Annotated in this window: 17 protein-coding genes; 8 read left to right on the forward strand and 9 right to left on the reverse strand. The window is 71.8% G+C overall.

Features of this window, described 5'->3' with window-relative positions:
- Positions 1 to 57 precede the first annotated feature (57 nt).
- The 6 genes from MOX02_RS31200 to rpsF form a co-directional block, all read right to left on the reverse strand.
- The gene (locus MOX02_RS31200; RefSeq protein ID WP_170267853.1) at positions 58 to 213 is read right to left on the reverse strand and encodes a hypothetical protein; all 156 of its coding nucleotides are present in this window, start codon (positions 211 to 213) and stop codon (positions 58 to 60) included.
- Positions 210 to 1,697, reverse strand: a complete 1,488-nt coding sequence (locus MOX02_RS13370) for a replicative DNA helicase (RefSeq protein WP_147026289.1) — start codon at positions 1,695 to 1,697, stop codon at positions 210 to 212. The genes MOX02_RS31200 and MOX02_RS13370 overlap by 4 nt, the downstream gene beginning before the upstream one ends.
- 250 nt (positions 1,698 to 1,947) lie before the next feature.
- Positions 1,948 to 2,514, reverse strand: a complete 567-nt coding sequence (rplI, locus tag MOX02_RS13375) for a 50S ribosomal protein L9 (protein ID WP_147026290.1) — start codon at positions 2,512 to 2,514, stop codon at positions 1,948 to 1,950.
- Between the two features lie 30 nt (positions 2,515 to 2,544).
- The gene (locus MOX02_RS13380) at positions 2,545 to 3,537 is read right to left on the reverse strand and encodes a DUF2232 domain-containing protein (RefSeq protein WP_147026291.1); all 993 of its coding nucleotides are present in this window, start codon (positions 3,535 to 3,537) and stop codon (positions 2,545 to 2,547) included.
- A 129-nt stretch (positions 3,538 to 3,666) separates the two neighbouring features.
- Complete coding sequence (rpsR, locus tag MOX02_RS13385) at positions 3,667 to 3,918, reverse strand: 30S ribosomal protein S18 (RefSeq protein WP_066921788.1); 252 nt, start codon at positions 3,916 to 3,918, stop codon at positions 3,667 to 3,669.
- 3 nt (positions 3,919 to 3,921) lie between these two features.
- Positions 3,922 to 4,386, reverse strand: a complete 465-nt coding sequence (rpsF, locus tag MOX02_RS13390) for a 30S ribosomal protein S6 (protein WP_147026292.1) — start codon at positions 4,384 to 4,386, stop codon at positions 3,922 to 3,924.
- A 406-nt stretch (positions 4,387 to 4,792) separates the two neighbouring features.
- On the opposite strand from rpsF, the gene MOX02_RS13395 reads away from it, so the two are divergent.
- Positions 4,793 to 5,062, forward strand: coding sequence for a hypothetical protein (locus MOX02_RS13395; RefSeq protein ID WP_147026293.1), 270 nt, complete (start codon positions 4,793 to 4,795; stop codon positions 5,060 to 5,062).
- A gap of 69 nt (positions 5,063 to 5,131) precedes the next feature.
- Here MOX02_RS13395 and MOX02_RS13400 read toward each other — a convergent pair whose 3' ends face one another.
- A complete protein-coding gene (locus MOX02_RS13400) occupies positions 5,132 to 5,506 on the reverse strand; it encodes a PH domain-containing protein (RefSeq protein WP_147026294.1) in 375 nt (124 codons plus the stop codon).
- Between the two features lie 163 nt (positions 5,507 to 5,669).
- Between MOX02_RS13400 and MOX02_RS13405 the strand changes: the two genes are divergently transcribed.
- From MOX02_RS13405 to MOX02_RS13435, 7 genes are all read left to right on the forward strand, one after another.
- Entirely contained in the window at positions 5,670 to 6,434 is a 765-nt protein-coding gene (locus MOX02_RS13405; RefSeq protein ID WP_147026295.1) for a pyridoxine 5'-phosphate synthase, read from the forward strand.
- A complete protein-coding gene (acpS, locus tag MOX02_RS13410; RefSeq protein ID WP_147026296.1) occupies positions 6,431 to 6,835 on the forward strand; it encodes a holo-ACP synthase in 405 nt (134 codons plus the stop codon). The genes MOX02_RS13405 and acpS overlap by 4 nt, the downstream gene beginning before the upstream one ends.
- 190 nt (positions 6,836 to 7,025) lie before the next feature.
- Positions 7,026 to 7,835 (forward strand): signal peptidase I, encoded by an 810-nt coding sequence (gene lepB, locus MOX02_RS13415; protein ID WP_147026297.1) that lies wholly within the window; start codon positions 7,026 to 7,028, stop codon positions 7,833 to 7,835.
- A gap of 10 nt (positions 7,836 to 7,845) precedes the next feature.
- Positions 7,846 to 8,607 (forward strand): ribonuclease III, encoded by a 762-nt coding sequence (gene rnc, locus MOX02_RS13420; RefSeq protein ID WP_147026298.1) that lies wholly within the window; start codon positions 7,846 to 7,848, stop codon positions 8,605 to 8,607.
- Positions 8,608 to 8,751: 144 nt separating this feature from the next.
- Entirely contained in the window at positions 8,752 to 9,654 is a 903-nt protein-coding gene (gene era / locus MOX02_RS13425; protein ID WP_147026342.1) for a GTPase Era, read from the forward strand.
- 88 nt (positions 9,655 to 9,742) lie between these two features.
- Positions 9,743 to 10,648, forward strand: a complete 906-nt coding sequence (locus tag MOX02_RS13430) for a class I SAM-dependent methyltransferase (RefSeq protein WP_147026299.1) — start codon at positions 9,743 to 9,745, stop codon at positions 10,646 to 10,648.
- Positions 10,645 to 11,394 carry a pseudouridine synthase gene (locus MOX02_RS13435; protein ID WP_147026300.1) on the forward strand — a complete coding sequence of 250 codons (750 nt, stop codon included), beginning with the start codon at positions 10,645 to 10,647 and terminating at the stop codon, positions 11,392 to 11,394. Before MOX02_RS13430 ends, MOX02_RS13435 begins: the two co-directional genes overlap by 4 nt.
- On the opposite strand, the gene MOX02_RS31860 is transcribed toward MOX02_RS13435, so the two are convergent.
- Together MOX02_RS31860 and MOX02_RS13445 are read right to left on the reverse strand one after the other, a co-directional pair.
- Positions 11,276 to 14,392 (reverse strand): patatin-like phospholipase domain-containing protein, encoded by a 3,117-nt coding sequence (locus MOX02_RS31860; protein WP_147026301.1) that lies wholly within the window; start codon positions 14,390 to 14,392, stop codon positions 11,276 to 11,278. The genes MOX02_RS13435 and MOX02_RS31860 overlap by 119 nt on opposite strands.
- A gap of 11 nt (positions 14,393 to 14,403) precedes the next feature.
- Positions 14,404 to 14,973, reverse strand: a complete 570-nt coding sequence (locus tag MOX02_RS13445; RefSeq protein ID WP_147026302.1) for a hypothetical protein — start codon at positions 14,971 to 14,973, stop codon at positions 14,404 to 14,406.
- Positions 14,974 to 14,985 lie beyond the last annotated feature (12 nt).

Raw genomic sequence — 14,985 nt, forward strand, 5'->3', positions numbered from 1 at the left:
GATCGGGGCGGGTGACATCGCGAGGCGCCGCCTCGGCCGTGCGTTCGCGCGCGATGATCAGGGTCCCTCCGAGGCGGGCGGCGAAGCGGTCTCGCGGGTCATCGGCTCCTCGAAGGCGTCGGGGCAGGGCGTAGCGTCGAGGCTCGTCTCGATGAGCGCTTCGGGCTCGGCATCGCCGATCTCCGCGTGAATTCCTGCGCGCGACCCTATCACATCCGGTCGGGCATCCGGTCGTCCTGCGCGAGATTCGAGAAGCGCGTGATGTTCGCGTCGAACTGCAGCTCCACCGTGCCGGTCGGGCCGTGGCGCTGCTTGCCGATGATCACCTCGGCCTTGCCGTGGACGCGGTTCATCTCCGCCTCCCAGGCGAAGAACTCCTCGGTGCCCTCGCGGGGCTTCTTGTTGTTGACGTAGTACTCCTCGCGGAACACGAACATCACCACGTCGGCGTCCTGCTCGATCGAGCCCGACTCGCGCAGGTCCGACAGTTGCGGGCGCTTGTCGTCGCGGTTCTCGACCTGGCGCGAGAGCTGCGAGAGCGCGATGATCGGCACCGACAGCTCCTTGGCCAGGGCCTTCATGCCGGTGGTGATCTCGGTCATCTCCTGCACGCGGTTGTCGCCGCGCTTCGACGAGCCCGAGAGCAGTTGCAGGTAGTCGACGATGAGGACGTCGAGGCCCTTCTGGCGCTTCAGGCGCCGGGCGCGGGCGGCGAGCTGGGCGATCGAGATGCCGCCGGTCTGGTCGATGTAGAACGGGATCGTCTGCATGTCCCGCGCCGCGTCGGTGATCTTGTAGAAGTCCTCCGGCCGGATGTCGCCGCGGCGGATCTTGTAGGAGGGCACGCCCGACTGCTCGGCGATGATGCGGGTGGCGAGCTGCTCGGCCGACATCTCGAGCGAGAAGAAGCCGACGATGCCGCCGTTCTTCGTCTCCACCGTGCCGTCCGGCTGCTTCTCGCCCTGGTAGGCCTTGGCGATGTTGAAGGCGATGTTCGTCACGAGCGAGGTCTTGCCCATGGCCGGCCGGCCCGCGAGGATGATCAGGTCTGAGGGCTGCAGGCCGCCCATCTTGGCGTCGAGGTCGGACAGGCCCGTGGCGATGCCGGAGAGCTTGCCGTCGCGCTGGTAGGCCTTGGCCGCCATGTCGACGGCGGCGGTGAGCGCGTCCGAGAACTTCTGGAAGCCGCCGTCGTACTTGCCCGATTCGGCGAGCTCGTAGAGCCGGCGCTCTGTGGCCTCGATCTGGTCCCGGGGCGCGGCCTCGACGGGCGCCTCGTAGGCGCCGTTCACCAGATCCTCGCCGATGGTGATGAGCCGGCGGCGGATGGCGAGATCGTAGATGGTGCGGCCGTACTCGGCCGCGTTGATCACCGTGGTGGCGTCCGCGGCGAGCCGGGCGAGGTACTGCATCACGGTCTGGCCGCCGAAATCGGCGTCGCCCAGATAGGTCTTGAGCGTGATCGGGGTCGCCAGCTTGCCGGCCTTGATCAGGCTGGTGGCCACCTGGAAGATCTGCTGGTGCGCCTCCTCCATGAAGTGCTCGGGGAGGAGGAAGTCCGAAACCCGGTAGTAGGCGTCATTGTTGACGAGGATGGCGCCGAGCAGGGCCTGCTCCGCGTCGATGTTGTGGGGAGCGACGCGGTACTCGGTCTGCACCGCCTCGAGCTTCGCCGTGAGCGCGTTGGGAAGGGCCATCGGCGATCTCGCTCCGATTCTCATGGCGCGGCCGGTGCGGGCCGCGATCCGACAACATCCGCCGACCATGGCACCGTCATGGTTGACCGATGCTTGCGCCGCCTCGCGGCCGGCCCGCGAAACGAAGGACGCCCGCCGCTCATGCAAGCGGCGGGCGACCATGCTGGAACAAATGTGGAACGTGTCAACCCTCGGGCCGAACGCTCCCCGCTCTCCACCGATTTCCGGTGGAGAACCGGCCGGATCGGCCTCAGGCGTTCTCGTCCTCGCCGCCCTCGGCGAGCGCCGCGCCGACCTCGAGGCCGAGATCGTCGAGGTTGAACTGCTCGCGCTCGGTCACGGACTCGCCGCGGGCCTGGCGCTCGGCCTCCTCCGGGCTGCGGGCGACGTTGACGGTGACGCTGACCTCGACCTCGGGGTGCAGCACCACCGGGACCGTGTGCAGGCCGAGCGTCTTGATCGGCTGGTTGAGGCTGAACTGGTCGCGGGAGACCGTGAAGCCCTCCTTGGTCACGACCTCGGCGAGGTCGCGGGTCGAGACCGAGCCGTAGAGCACGCCGGTCTCGCCCGACTGGCGGATCAGCACGAAGCTCTGGCCGTTCAGCTTCTCGGCGACGCTCTCGGCGTCCTTGCGGCGCTCGAGGTTGCGGGCCTCGAGCTGCGCGCGCTGCGCATCGAAGTGCTTCTTGTTGGACTCGGTGGCGCGCAGGGCCTTGCCGCGGGGCAGGAGGAAATTGCGGGCGAAGCCGGGGCGGACCTTCACGGTCTCGCCCATCTGGCCGAGCTTGGCCACGCGCTCGAGCAGGATCACTTCCATCTTGATCGTCCTTCTTCGGTTCTTCGGTCTTCAGGATCTGGCCGCGCCGGGACGGCGCAGGTTCAGGGCGGTATCGGCGATGCCGAACAGGGTGAGCGCGAACAGGGCGATGCCCTGCGTCACGAACAGGATGAGGTAGAGGCCGAACAGCAGGGCCCCCCGCCCGGCGCGGCCACGGCTGCGGTCGTGGAAGGCGGCGAGCCCCTGGAGGGCGAAGGCGGCGCTGAGCGAGCCCGCGAGCGCGGTGCCGAGCACGCCGGCATAGCCCGGCAGGAAGCCGAGCAGCACCGCGGCCCCGAGGAGGCCGAGCACCGCCCGCGGCATCACCGTCGAGGGGATGTCCGGCCAGGGGCGCGGCAGGCGGCCGGAGACCTGCACGATGCGGGCGGCGGCCCAGAGGTAGAAGGTCAGGAGCAGCGTCAGTCCCTGCGTGGCGAGCGCCGGGGCGACGCGCGCCAGAGCGTCCGCCACCTCCGCCTGCGGGTCGGCCGCCGGCGTCTCGGCGGGCGCGGTCGCGCCACTGCCGGCGGGCGCCTGGTCCGGCGGGGCGGCCTCGCTCCGCGGGGCGGGCTGGCGCGTCTGCACGATCTTGGCGCTCATGCCGCGAAGCTGCGCGTGGAACGTCTCGTAGTTCGGGGAGGCGATCACCGCGATGGCCACGAAGGCGAGCGCCGCGGTGCCGGCCGTCCAGCCGAGGAGCCGGCCGGTCGGGTACCATTCGAGCTGGCCGTCCTCGCGCGCCCGGCCGAGCAGCGCCAGGTAGGCGAGCCACCACGCGGGCAGGGCGAGGTAGGTGCCGAAGCCGAGGCCGAGGAAGGGGCTGACGATGAGGGCGAGCGCGAGGCTGCCGGTCGCCGCGGCGACGAGGGCGGCCTTGTGGCTCCAGCCGAGCCCCACGATCAGGATCGGCAGCGGCGCCAGGAGGTAGAGCACGATGGCGAGCGGCGTCGCCTTCAGGAGCACCCCGAACAGGAGCGCCGAGACGAGGCCCGCACCGATGCCGATGCCGAGAGACTGCTTCATCGATCCCGCTGTCCCGCTGACCCGTTCCGGGCAGGGTTAGAGGCGGCCATCCGCCCCAGCGTCCCGGCGGGCACGAGCGTCCCGCCGGTCGTAAAGGCGCCCCGGCCGCGAGGGCCGGGGCGGGTGGTCCTACTTGATCACGTAGGGGAGCAGGCCGAGGAAGCGGGAGCGCTTGATCGCCTGGGCGAGCTCGCGCTGCTTCTTGGCCGACACCGCCGTGATGCGCGACGGCACGATCTTGCCGCGCTCCGACACGTAGCGGGAGAGCAGCTTCACGTCCTTGTAGTCGATCTTCGGGGCGTTGGCGCCCGAGAAGGGGCAGGTCTTGCGCCGACGGAAGAACGGACGACGGCCACCGCCGCCACCAGCACCGAATGCCATGACTTAGTTCTCCCCGCCGAAGTTGCGCTCAGGACGGTCGCCGCGGTCGCCGCGGTCCCCACGGTCGCGGTCGCCGAAGCCGCCGCCGAAGCCGCCGTCATCGTCGCGGCGCCGGCCGCGGTCGCGATCCTTGCGGTCGTCGCGGTCGCGCTTCTGCATCATCGCCGACGGCTCGGTCTCGAGCTCCTCGACGCGAATCGTCATGAAGCGCAGGACGTCCTCGGAGATCTGCATCTGGCGCTCCATCTCGGCGAGAGCCGCCGGGGGAGCCTCGATGTTGAGGAGCGTGAAATGCGCCTTGCGGTTCTTCTTGATGCGGTAGGCGAGGGACTTCACGCCCCACATCTCGATCTTGTCGACCTTGCCGCCGTTCTGCTCGATGACGCCCTTGTAGGTCTCGACCATGGTCTCGACCTGCTGGGACGTCACGTCCTGGCGCGCCAGGAAGACGTGCTCGTATAAAGGCATTGCGGGCCCTTCAGCATGGATGGGGCCCGGCCGCACGCGTTGGGGCGGCGGGTTCGGGCCGGTTTCGTCACGCATTGCCCGGCGCCAAGCCCTTCGAGCCGTATGTGCAGGCCCGAGCGGTTGATCGAAGGCGGAGACACGGGACGACGGGTGCGAGACCCTGTGCCGCGAGCGGCACCGTCCGTTCAGCCCCCAGCCGGAGCGAACGCGAGGTAGGGCCCATAGCGGATCCTCGCGCGATCCGCAAGGGCCGGGCCGCGGCACCGCACGCCGCGGATGGTCGAGGGGGCGGAGACTTCGCCGTGGCGGTGACTGCATCCGTGCGGTGCTCGCAAGCTCTTTTCGGAGAACCTTTCCAGGACTCGGCAGTTGAATGTGCCGGACATACTGGAAAGGAAACGCTTACATGCGCACGAAGACCTTGGCCATTGCCGCCGGATTGATGTTCGCCGTGTCGGGCGCGGCCCTCGCGCAGACGACGGCGCCCGACAGCGCGCAGAAGAACCTGAACAATCCCGGAAGCGTGAAGAGCAACGCCGAGAAGGGCATGCCGGAGCGCGACGCGCCGGCCGCCACCGGCACCACCGCGGCGCCGGGCGCGCCCACGGTTCCGGGCGCCACCGCGCCGAGCCGCAGCACGACGCCGAACCCGGCCGAGCCGACGCCCCGGCGCTGAGCCGCGACGCGTGAGCGGAGACTTGGAAGCGCGGAGGCCGGGTGAGAGCCCGGCCTCCGTCGCGCCCGGCTACTTCAGCGAGGCGGCGATGGCCTGCTGGATGCCGAGCACGTTGGCGCCGCGCTTGAGCGTGCGCTGAATCGGGTCGGGCCGGCCCGAGACCCAGATCTTCAGCTCCGAATCGAGATCGAAGCTGCCCGCCGTCTCGATCGAGAACGAGGTGATCGCCCGGTAGGGCACTGTCAGGTACTCGACCTTGCGGCCGGTCAGCCCCTGCTTGTCCACGAGGACGAGGCGGCGGTCGGTGAAGACCAGGAGATCGCGGATCACCTTGAAGGCGACGCGCACCGTCTCCCCCTCCGTCAGCACCCCGGCCATCTGGTCGCGCAGTTCGTCCGCGCCGAGATCGCTGCCGTGACCGAGCAGCCCGTCGAGAAAGCCCATTTCCGCGTGTCCTCCGCCTCGCGCGCCTGGATATGGGACGAGCGGGGCCGCCTTGCACCCTCGGCGCTTTCAAGGGCGGGCGGGCTCGGATAGACGGGCGCGGTCGCGTGGGCCCGCACCGAAGCGGGCCCCGCCCCGGATCCATCCCCCGAGGACATCACCCGTGCCCGCCTCCCGCCTCCGCCTCGGCGTCAACATCGATCACGTCGCCACCGTCCGGAACGCCCGCGGCGGCGCCTATCCGGACCCGGTGCGGGCGGCCCGCCTCGCCGTGGAGGCCGGCGCCGACGGCATCACGGCGCACCTGCGCGAGGACCGCCGGCACATCCGCGACGCCGACATGCAGGCCCTCAAGGAGGTCCTGTCGGTGCCGCTCAACTACGAGATGGCGGCCACCGACGAGATGATCGCCATCGCCCTGCGCATCCGCCCGCACGCGGCCTGCCTCGTCCCGGAGAAGCGCGAGGAGCGCACCACCGAGGGGGGCCTCGACATCATCGGCGCCCGCGAGCACCTGAAGCCCCGCATCCGGGCCCTGTCCGAGGCCGGCATCCGCGTCTCGCTCTTCGTGGAGCCCGAGGAGCGGGTGATGGAGGCGGCGCGCGTGCTCGGCGCGCCCGTGGTCGAGCTCCACACCGGCAGCTACTGCGAGGCCGTGATCGCGGGCGAGACCGCGCGCGTGGCGGACGAGCTCGCCCGCATCGCGCGGGCCGCCCGCTACGGGGCCGAGATCGGGCTGGAGATCCACGCGGGCCACGGCCTCACCGTCGACAGCGTCGGGCCGGTCGCGCGGCTGCCGCAGCTCGCCGAGCTCAACATCGGCCACGCCATCATCGCGGAGGCGATCTTCGTCGGCCTGCCCCAGGCGGTGCGCGACATGCGCGCGGCGATGGACGCCGCGCGGGCGGGTGCGGGGGAGGCGGCGTGATCCTCGGCATCGGCTCGGACCTCTGCGACATCCGCCGGATCGAGAGATCGATCGCGCGCTTCGGCGACCGCTTCACGCACCGCGTCTTCACGGACGGCGAGCGCCGCAGGAGCGACGCGCGCGCCGCCCGCGCGCCCTCGTATGCGCGCCGCTTCGCCGCCAAGGAAGCCTGCGCCAAGGCGCTCGGCACCGGCCTGAGCCACGGCGTCTTCTGGCGGGACATGGAGGTCGTGAACCTGCCCGGCGGGCGCCCGACCCTGCGCCTCACCGGCGGCGCGCTGGCCCGGCTCGGCGCGATGACGCCCCCGGGGCACGAGGCGCGGGTGCATGTCAGCCTCACCGACGACCCTCCGCTCGCTCAGGCGTTCGTGATCATCGAGGCGGTGCCGAGCGGCCCGTGAGGTGGTGACCTGCCGCACGTGAGGTGGTGCCGTGCGGCACCTCGCGGGATTAGCCGGCGGCGTTCACGCGTTGCGGGCAATCCCGGCTTAGTCTAGACCGCCGCACGTAGCGGACAGGATCGCGGCAGGCTCCCCGCATTGCATGCCGATGGATCGGGCCGGAGGCCCTCGCCGAGGGGCTGGACGAATCATGGAACGCGCACGCGTGGATCACGACACGAAGCACGAGATCCGGGCCGCCGATCCCGGTTCGACCGGGACCTGGGCCAGCATCCGCGAGACGCTGAAGGTCGGCATCCAAGCGCTGCTCATCGCGCTCGTGGTGCGGACGCTGCTGTTCCAGCCCTTCAACATCCCCTCGGGCTCGCTGGTGCCGACGCTCCTGATCGGCGACTACCTGTTCGTTTCGAAGTACTCCTACGGCTATTCGAAGTACTCGCTACCCTTGAGCGAATACATCCCGATGAAGTCGGACGGGCGCGTCTGGGCGGCCGAGCCGAAGCGCGGCGACATCGCCGTGTTCAAGCTGCCGAAGGACAACGCCACGGACTACATCAAGCGGGTGATCGGCCTGCCGGGCGACAAGATCCAGGTCGTCGACGGGGTCCTCAACATCAACGGCAAGCCGGTCAAGCGCGAGCGCATCGCCGATTACGAGACGATCGACCCCTACGGTCAGGCGGCCAAGGTGCCGCAGTACCTCGAGACCCTGCCGAACGGAATCGTGCACCGCGTGATCGAGCGCGACGGCGACAACGGCTTCTGGGACAAGACCGAACTCTACACGGTGCCGCCCAACCACTACTTCATGATGGGCGACAACCGCGACAATTCCACCGATTCCCGCGACCTCGCCAATGTCGGCTACGTACCCTTCGAGAACTTCGTCGGCCGCGCCGAGATGATCTTCTTCTCGATCGACGAGGGCACGCCCGCCTGGCAGATCTGGAACTGGCCCGCCAAGGTCCGGTGGAACCGCATCTTCAACACCATCCACTGACGGTGGCGCCTTGAACGACGCCGCGCGTCCCTCCAGCCGCGCGCGGCGCGCGCACAGGCCGAAGCCGCCCCTCTCCGACCTGGAGGAGCGTCTCGGGCACGCCTTCGCCGACCAGGAGTTGCTGACCCGGGCGCTCACGCACGTGAGCAAGGCCACGGGGCGGACCGGCAGCTACCAGCGCCTCGAGTTCCTCGGGGACCGTGTGCTCGGCCTCGCCATCGCGGACCTTCTCTACCGGGCCTTTCCGGAAGCCGACGAGGGCGAGCTGTCCCGCCGGCTCGCCGGGCTCGTGCGCCGGGAGACCTGCGCCGCCGTGGCCACCGCCTGGGACGTCGGCCCGCACCTCGTGCTCGGCCCCGGCGAAGTGATGGGCGGCGGGCGCCGCAACCAGACCATCCTCGCCGACGTCTGCGAGTCGATCCTCGGCGCGGTCTTCCTCGATGCCGGCTTCGGGCGGGCGCGGGACCTCGTTGAGGCCGCCTTCCGCCCTGGGGAGAAGACCGGCGCGCCGCGGGGCCGCGACGCCAAGTCGGCCCTGCAGGAATGGGCGATGGGCCGCGGCCTCCCGATCCCCGTCTACGAGGTCGTCGAGCGCTCCGGGCCCGACCACGCCCCGCGCTTCCGCATCGCCGTGCGGGTCGAGGGCGTCGAGCCGGGCTACGGGGAGGGCACCTCGAAGCGCCTTGCCGAGCAGGAGGCGGCCCGCAGCGTGCTGGCGCGCGAGGGCATCGGTGCGGGCGCCCCCGAAACCAACCCGCCCGAGGCTGGTTGATGCTGCATCCCGCGCGCGACAGGTTGATGGGGCATCGCGCCCCGCTGAGGAACTGACCCGATGGCCCGAGCGCCGCAGGACGAGACCCAGGACGAGACCGAAGAGGACGTGCCGTCTGGCCCGCAGATCCCGCCTCTGCCGGCGATGCCGGCCGACGCGCGCGCCGGCTTCGTCGCGTTGATCGGCGTGCCGAACGCCGGCAAGTCGACGCTTCTCAACAGCCTTGTCGGCACCAAGGTCTCGATCGTCTCGCGCAAGGTGCAGACGACGCGCGCCCTCGTGCGCGGCATCGCGATCGAGGGCAGCGCCCAGATCGTGCTCGTCGACACGCCCGGCATCTTCGCGCCGAAGCGCCGCCTCGACCGGGCGATGGTCCACTCCGCCTGGAGCGGGGCGGCCGACGCCGACGCGGTCTGCCTGCTGATCGATGCCCGCAAGGGCGTGGACGAGGAGGTGGAGGCGATCCTCGCCCGGCTCCCCGAGGTGCGCCGCCCGCGCATCCTCATCCTCAACAAGATCGACCTGATCCCGCGCGAGAAGCTTCTCGACCTCGCGGCCGGCCTCAACGGCCGGATGGCGTTCGCCCACACCTTCATGATCTCGGCGCTGAACGGCGACGGCGTCGCCGACCTGAAGCGCGCGCTCGCCGGCATGATGCCGCCCGGCCCCTGGCTCTACCCCGAGGATCAGGTCTCGGACGCGCCGATCCGCATGCTCGCGGCCGAGATCACTCGAGAGAAGATCTACGACCGCCTGCACGAGGAGCTGCCCTACCGCTCCACCGTGGAGACCGACCAGTGGCAGGTGCGCCCGGACGGGTCGGTGCGCATCGAGCAGACGATCTTCGTCGAGCGCGAGAGCCAGCGCTCCATCGTGCTGGGCAAGGGCGGCCAGACCATCAAGGCGATCGGTCAGGCGGCCCGCCTCGAGATCGCCGAGGTGGCCGAGGCGAAGGTGCACCTGTTCCTGCACGTGAAGGTGCGCGAGAACTGGGCCGACGACCCGGCCCGCTACCGCGAGATGGGTCTCGAATTCCCCAAGGCCTGAAGCCCCCCGCGACGTCCGCGCGCAGGCCCGGATCCCGTCGAACCGACCCGCCGCGCGCCAAGTTCCGTCTCCGATGCCCGTCCCGCCGATGCCCGCCGCCGTCTACGGCCTGCCCCCTGTCGGTCTCGCCGAGGTGCCGGAGGGCGCCCTCCAGCTCTCGCCCCTGATCCCCGGTTCGGCCCGGCTGGAGGATCGCGCCGAGGCGAGCCTCGACGGGCTCGCGATGCTGGCGCCCCCCGGCACCATCGAGCGCCGCTTCGTCCTCGCCCACGCCCTGCGGGCGCTGCGGCCGGGCGGGCGCCTGACGGCGCTGGCGCCCAAGGACAAGGGCGGCTCGCGCCTCGCGCGGGAGCTGCGCGACCTCGGCTGCGCGCCGGCCGACGAGCCGCGCCGCCACCACCGCATCTGCACGCTCGCCCGCCCCGAGGGCGAGCTCCCGCTCGGGGCGGCGCTCGCGGAGGGCGCACCCCGCCACATCGAGAACCTTGCTCTCTGCACCCAGCCCGGCATCTTCTCCTGGGACCGGATCGATCCCGGCACGGCGCTCCTCCTGAGCGTGCTGCCGGCCCTCTCGGGGAGCGGCGCCGATCTCGGCTGCGGCCTCGGGATCCTGGCCCGCGCCCTCCTCGCCGGGCCCGCGGTGACGCGGCTCGTGCTCGTCGACATCGACCGGCGCGCCGTCGAGATGGCGCGGCGCAACGTCGGCGATCCGCGCGCCGAGTTCCGCTGGGCCGACCTGCGCACGCCCGATCCCGGCCTCGCCCGGCTCGACTTCGTGGTGATGAACCCGCCCTTCCACGACGGCGGTGCCGAGGACCAGACCCTCGGACAGACCTTCATCCGCCGCGCGGCCGAGAGCCTCCGGCCGGGCGGCGCGCTCTGGCTGACGGCGAACGCCCATCTGCCCTACGAGGCGGTGCTGCGGGCCTCCTTCCGCGGCGTGGCGCAGCGGGCGGCGGCCAACGGCTACAAGGTCTACGAGGCCACGGCATGAGCGCGGGCAAGCCCGCCAGCCTGCGGCTCGACCGCCTGCTGGCCAATCTCGGCTACGGCTCCCGCCGCGAGATCGCGGGCCTCGCCCGCCACGGCCGCATCGTGCTCGACGGTGTGCCCCTGCGCGAGGCCGACGGGCGGATCGCCGTGACGCCGGACCTGCCCGAGCGGATGAGCGTCGACGGGGAGCCGCTCGATCCGCCGCCGGGCCTCCTCCTGATGCTGCACAAGCCCGTCGGCGTCACCTGCTCGCACAAGGAGGCCGGGCCCCTGATCTACGGGCTGCTGCCGGGCCGCTGGCGCCGCCGGGACCCCGCCATCTCGACGGTGGGACGCCTCGACAAGGAGACCTCGGGGCTGATCCTCCTCACCGACGACGGCGCGCTCCTGCACCGGATCATCTCGCCGAAGGCGAGCGTCGCGAAGCGCTACCAGGTCACCCTCGACCGGCCGCTGCGCGGCGACGAGGCCGCGACCTTCGCCTCGGGCACGCTGATGCTGGAGGGCGAGGACAGGCCGCTCCTGCCCGTCGCCATGGAGGTGCACGACGCGACCCGCGCCGCTGTCACCCTGACGGAGGGGCGCTACCATCAGGTCCGCCGGATGTTCGCGGCGGTCGGCAACCACGTCACGGCGCTCCACCGCGACCGGATCGGCGCCCTCGACCTGCCGGGCGACCTCGCGCCCGGCGCGTTCCGCCTCGCGGGGGGCGAAGACGTCGCGCGGATCTTCGCGGCCTCCACCTGATCCCGTTCGCGGCTAGCCCGCGGCCGGCCCCGGCTGGCGCCGCTCGGCCAGGATCTCGACGCCGTTGAAGATCCGGACGAGGTCGGTCTCGGCCGGGTCCATCACGTCGTCGAGGGTGTCGGGCGCGCGGGCGGCGGCGTCGAGCATCGCGTCCGCGATCAGGGCGCCGAGGCGCCGGTAGTTCTCGAAATCGCTCTCGGTGAAGAACTGGTTCAGCGTCGGATCGTGCGGGAAGGTCTTGCGCCGCGCAGGCCGCGACCTCGACCGGCAGCCCGTCCGAGAGATAGGGCTTGAGGTAGAGGAGCCGCCCCTCGGCCTCGGATCGCCCGTCGCGCGCCGGGTAGGTGATGCGGGCGAAGGCGCCCTCGCAGCGCAGCCGCTTCTCGTCCACCTTGATCGGCCGCGGGAACTCGACCGCCACCCCGAGGTCGATGCCCGCGTACTGGATCGCGCGGCTGAGATCCTCGTAGGCGTAGTCCTGGTCCTGGCCGGCATCGACCGCGACGATGAGGCCGCAGCGCCGCCGCAGCATCTCGTAGAGGCCGAGATTGTCGAAGTGGCCGCCGTCCGACAGGTAGACGAAGGGCCCGTCGTCGCTCGACCGCCCGGTCAGTTCGGAGAGCAGCGCCGGCAGGGCATTGCGCGGGCCGCCGCGCTTGAGCTCGTCCGCACTCAGCCCGGCCCCCGGTTTCGGCAGCCACGCTCCGAGCCGCACGTTGAACAGCGTCATCACGAAGGCGATGAGCGTGGAGGAGTGATAGCCCATGTTGGGGCTCGCCGCCGCACCCGAGATGGTCATGGCCGTCCCGAGGCTGATCCCCTTCGGGACATCGTAGAGGCCGGTCTGGCGCTCGTCGCCGGCGTAAGCCTCGGTCGGCACGTAGGCGCCGCGGGCGACGCCCTTGCGGCCCACCCGGCGCAGGCGGGCGGAGCCGCAATGGAGCGGCGTGATCGTGAAGGTATCGGCCTTGCGCTCGGCCTGGGCCGGATCGAAGCCGCGGGTCCGGTTGAGGGCGACGTTGATCACCGGGAACAGGCGCGGCGGCGAGCGCCGCGTGAAGGCGTCGGCCACGCGCATGTTGTCGAGCGGGTCGAAATCCGTGAACCGGTCCGGATGTTTCGAGGCCGGCCGGCGCGCCGGCCCGAGGAAGCCGCGGATCAGCCGGTTGCGGTAGACGGCGTGCATCGAGAAGCGGTTGAGGTTGATCAGCCGCCCGAGCCACCAGGCGAGGCCGGCCCCCGCCGGGGTGACGAGCAGGCTCACCCCCGTGATCGCCCACATGCCGGGATCCGGGCGGAGGAGGGCCGCGACCCGCCCGATCGCGACCGCCGTACCGTGGCCGATCAGGACGAGGAGCGCCGCGCCGAACGCGACGATCCCGAGATTGGCGAGCACGGCCAGTGGCACGGGACTCGTCTTCTCGGGCCCGCGCGCGGCGAAGGCCGTCGTGACGCTGCGCCCGATCCAGGCGACGAGGCCGCCGGACGCGATGCCGCCGCCGGCGAGCGCCGCGATCGCGCTCTCGCTCCAGGCCGACAGGTGCGCACCGCCGATCACCACGATCGCGCCGGCGAGGCAGGCGGTGAGGACGACGATAAGCTTCGTCCCGTTGAGGCGCGCGAGCCACTCGCGGTCGAGGTCGCCCCGAAGCGCGGCGTGCCGGAGGGCGACGAACACCGTGGTCCGCAGCGTCTCGGCCAGAGCCACCCAGAGGGGGCCGACGAGCACCAGCCAGTAGATGTCGAGACCCTGCGCGAGCCAGATGCCCCACCAGAGCAGGCCCGCGGAGACGAGGGCGCTGGCGACGAAGGGGATCAGGCCCTTGCGGAACAGGCGGACGTGTTCGGCGCGCGCGATCTCTCCCTCGCCCGCGCGCGCGACGTAGCGCCGGCCCGAAACCCAGAGGAAGGCGAGGCCGTAGGCGAGGAGGCAGAGCGCGACGCTGAGCCCCGGCACGAGCAGGATCCCTACGTCGTCCGGCGCCTTGCGGCGCGGGTCGGGGTGCGGCGCGCAGGCCGCCGGCCTCGCCGCGGGGCAGGGTTTCCGCATCTCCGCGACCGCGACCGCGACCGCGGCGGCGCGGGCCGCGATCTGCGCGGGCTCCGGCTCGGCCGGGCGCGCCTCCTTCGGGCAGGCGCTCGGCGGAGCGGCGCAGACGGCCGTCGGCCGGGTTCCGAACACCGCGTGGAGGTCATGCACGGCGCCGTCGATGACCTGCGGCGCCGCGACCATCGGGACGGCGAAGCACCAGAGGAGGATCGGCACGATGATCCGGGCGCGGATCTGGCGGGCGTCCGGCCCGAACGTCCCGGCGAAGGCGCCATGACGGATCTCGGAGGCCGGCAGGTCGGGGTGGCTGTGGCTCGGCACGCCGAGGATCGAGCCGTACACCGCCGCGAGCAGGCCGAGCCCGGCGCCGGCCAGCAGCAGGACCTCCAGGGGGAGGTGCCGCTGCGACGCGAGGGCGGAGGTCAGGACCGCGTAGGTCAGGAGCCCTCCTGCGAGCGTCACGAAGACCGGCAGCAGCACGAACCAGTTGATCAGCGTGTTGCGCAGCCAGAGCAGGATGCCGGTCAGCGTGTCGAGCGAGAAGAGACCCGGGTTCGGGGCGAGGAAGCTCGTGAAGCGCCGGAGCGCGTGCACCGGGCCGCCGGGGCGGTCGCTCGCGGGGCCGCTGACGGCGGTCTCGGCCAGGCCGACGCTGGCCGCCAGCCCCGCCGCCCCCGGCCCGTCGAGCTGTCCGGCGATCAGCCGCGTGAGGAAGGAGCCGATGTAGCCGCCGCCCGAGACCGTCGAGAGATAGTGGAACTCGCCGAGGAGCTTCCGGGCGGCGAGGGCCTGGAGCACGCCGAGGCAGAACGCGGCGCTGCGCACGCCGCCCCCCGACAGGCAGAGGGCGTTGGGCTGCTCGCCGGAGCCGAGCCCGAGGGCCGCCCGCTCGGCGCGGAGCACTTGGCGCGTGGAGAGGGGCCGCGCCGGCCCTGTCCCGTTCGACATCGGCCCGCTCCTCAGGAACGGGTCAGCGCGTAGCTGAGGCCCTGGTGCAGCACCCGCCGGCAGAAGCGGTCGTCGAGGAGCGGGTTGCGGGCGGCGGGCAGCCGCGTTTCGTCGTACTTGCTGATGCAGGTGACGATCATGGCGGCGAGCGCGGCGCGCTTCTCGGAGCCCGGCCCGATCGCGCCGTCCGCCTTGCCGACCAGGGCGACGAGGAGGGTGCCGTACTGGCTCAGGATCATCGCGTAGGCATCGTGGCCGATGACACCGTTGGCGTAGGCCTGGCAGGCGGCGTAGAGGCCATCGCGCAGGGCCAGCACGCCGGCCGACCGGCCCTCCAGTGCCGTCACCACCTCGGTCGTCGCGAAGCCGCCGCTGCCGCCCACCGTCGCCTTCTCGGGCACGGAGACGTTCGCCGTGAAGTTCCCGCTGCGCCCGAAGGCCACGGCGTAGTCGGGCCTCGGCTCGGTGCAGACGATCGGCCGGACGATGCCGTCCGGGCCGGGTCTCGGGCGCTCCGTGACGAGGCGGAGGTTGCCCGTCGTCGCGAGCGTGTTCGAGGTGCCGAACTGGAGCTCCGTCACCTTCAGGCTCGG

Origin of the sequence: Methylobacterium oxalidis (assembly GCF_007992195.1) — a bacterium.
Taxonomy (GTDB): domain Bacteria; phylum Pseudomonadota; class Alphaproteobacteria; order Rhizobiales; family Beijerinckiaceae; genus Methylobacterium; species Methylobacterium oxalidis.

Coding starts and splice junctions, on each gene's coding strand:
- lepB (WP_147026297.1), top strand. CDS start 7,026: ATGGAACGCGCACGCGTGGATCACGACACGAAGCACGAGATCCGGGCC.
- MOX02_RS13435 (WP_147026300.1), top strand. CDS start 10,645: ATGAGCGCGGGCAAGCCCGCCAGCCTGCGGCTCGACCGCCTGCTGGCC.
- MOX02_RS31860 (WP_147026301.1), bottom strand. CDS start 14,392: ATGTCGAACGGGACAGGGCCGGCGCGGCCCCTCTCCACGCGCCAAGTG.
- MOX02_RS13430 (WP_147026299.1), top strand. CDS start 9,743: ATGCCCGCCGCCGTCTACGGCCTGCCCCCTGTCGGTCTCGCCGAGGTG.
- MOX02_RS13370 (WP_147026289.1), bottom strand. CDS start 1,697: ATGGCCCTTCCCAACGCGCTCACGGCGAAGCTCGAGGCGGTGCAGACC.
- rpsR (WP_066921788.1), bottom strand. CDS start 3,918: ATGGCATTCGGTGCTGGTGGCGGCGGTGGCCGTCGTCCGTTCTTCCGT.
- rpsF (WP_147026292.1), bottom strand. CDS start 4,386: ATGCCTTTATACGAGCACGTCTTCCTGGCGCGCCAGGACGTGACGTCC.
- rplI (WP_147026290.1), bottom strand. CDS start 2,514: ATGGAAGTGATCCTGCTCGAGCGCGTGGCCAAGCTCGGCCAGATGGGC.
- MOX02_RS13380 (WP_147026291.1), bottom strand. CDS start 3,537: ATGAAGCAGTCTCTCGGCATCGGCATCGGTGCGGGCCTCGTCTCGGCG.
- MOX02_RS13395 (WP_147026293.1), top strand. CDS start 4,793: ATGCGCACGAAGACCTTGGCCATTGCCGCCGGATTGATGTTCGCCGTG.
- MOX02_RS13400 (WP_147026294.1), bottom strand. CDS start 5,506: ATGGGCTTTCTCGACGGGCTGCTCGGTCACGGCAGCGATCTCGGCGCG.
- era (WP_147026342.1), top strand. CDS start 8,752: ATGCCGGCCGACGCGCGCGCCGGCTTCGTCGCGTTGATCGGCGTGCCG.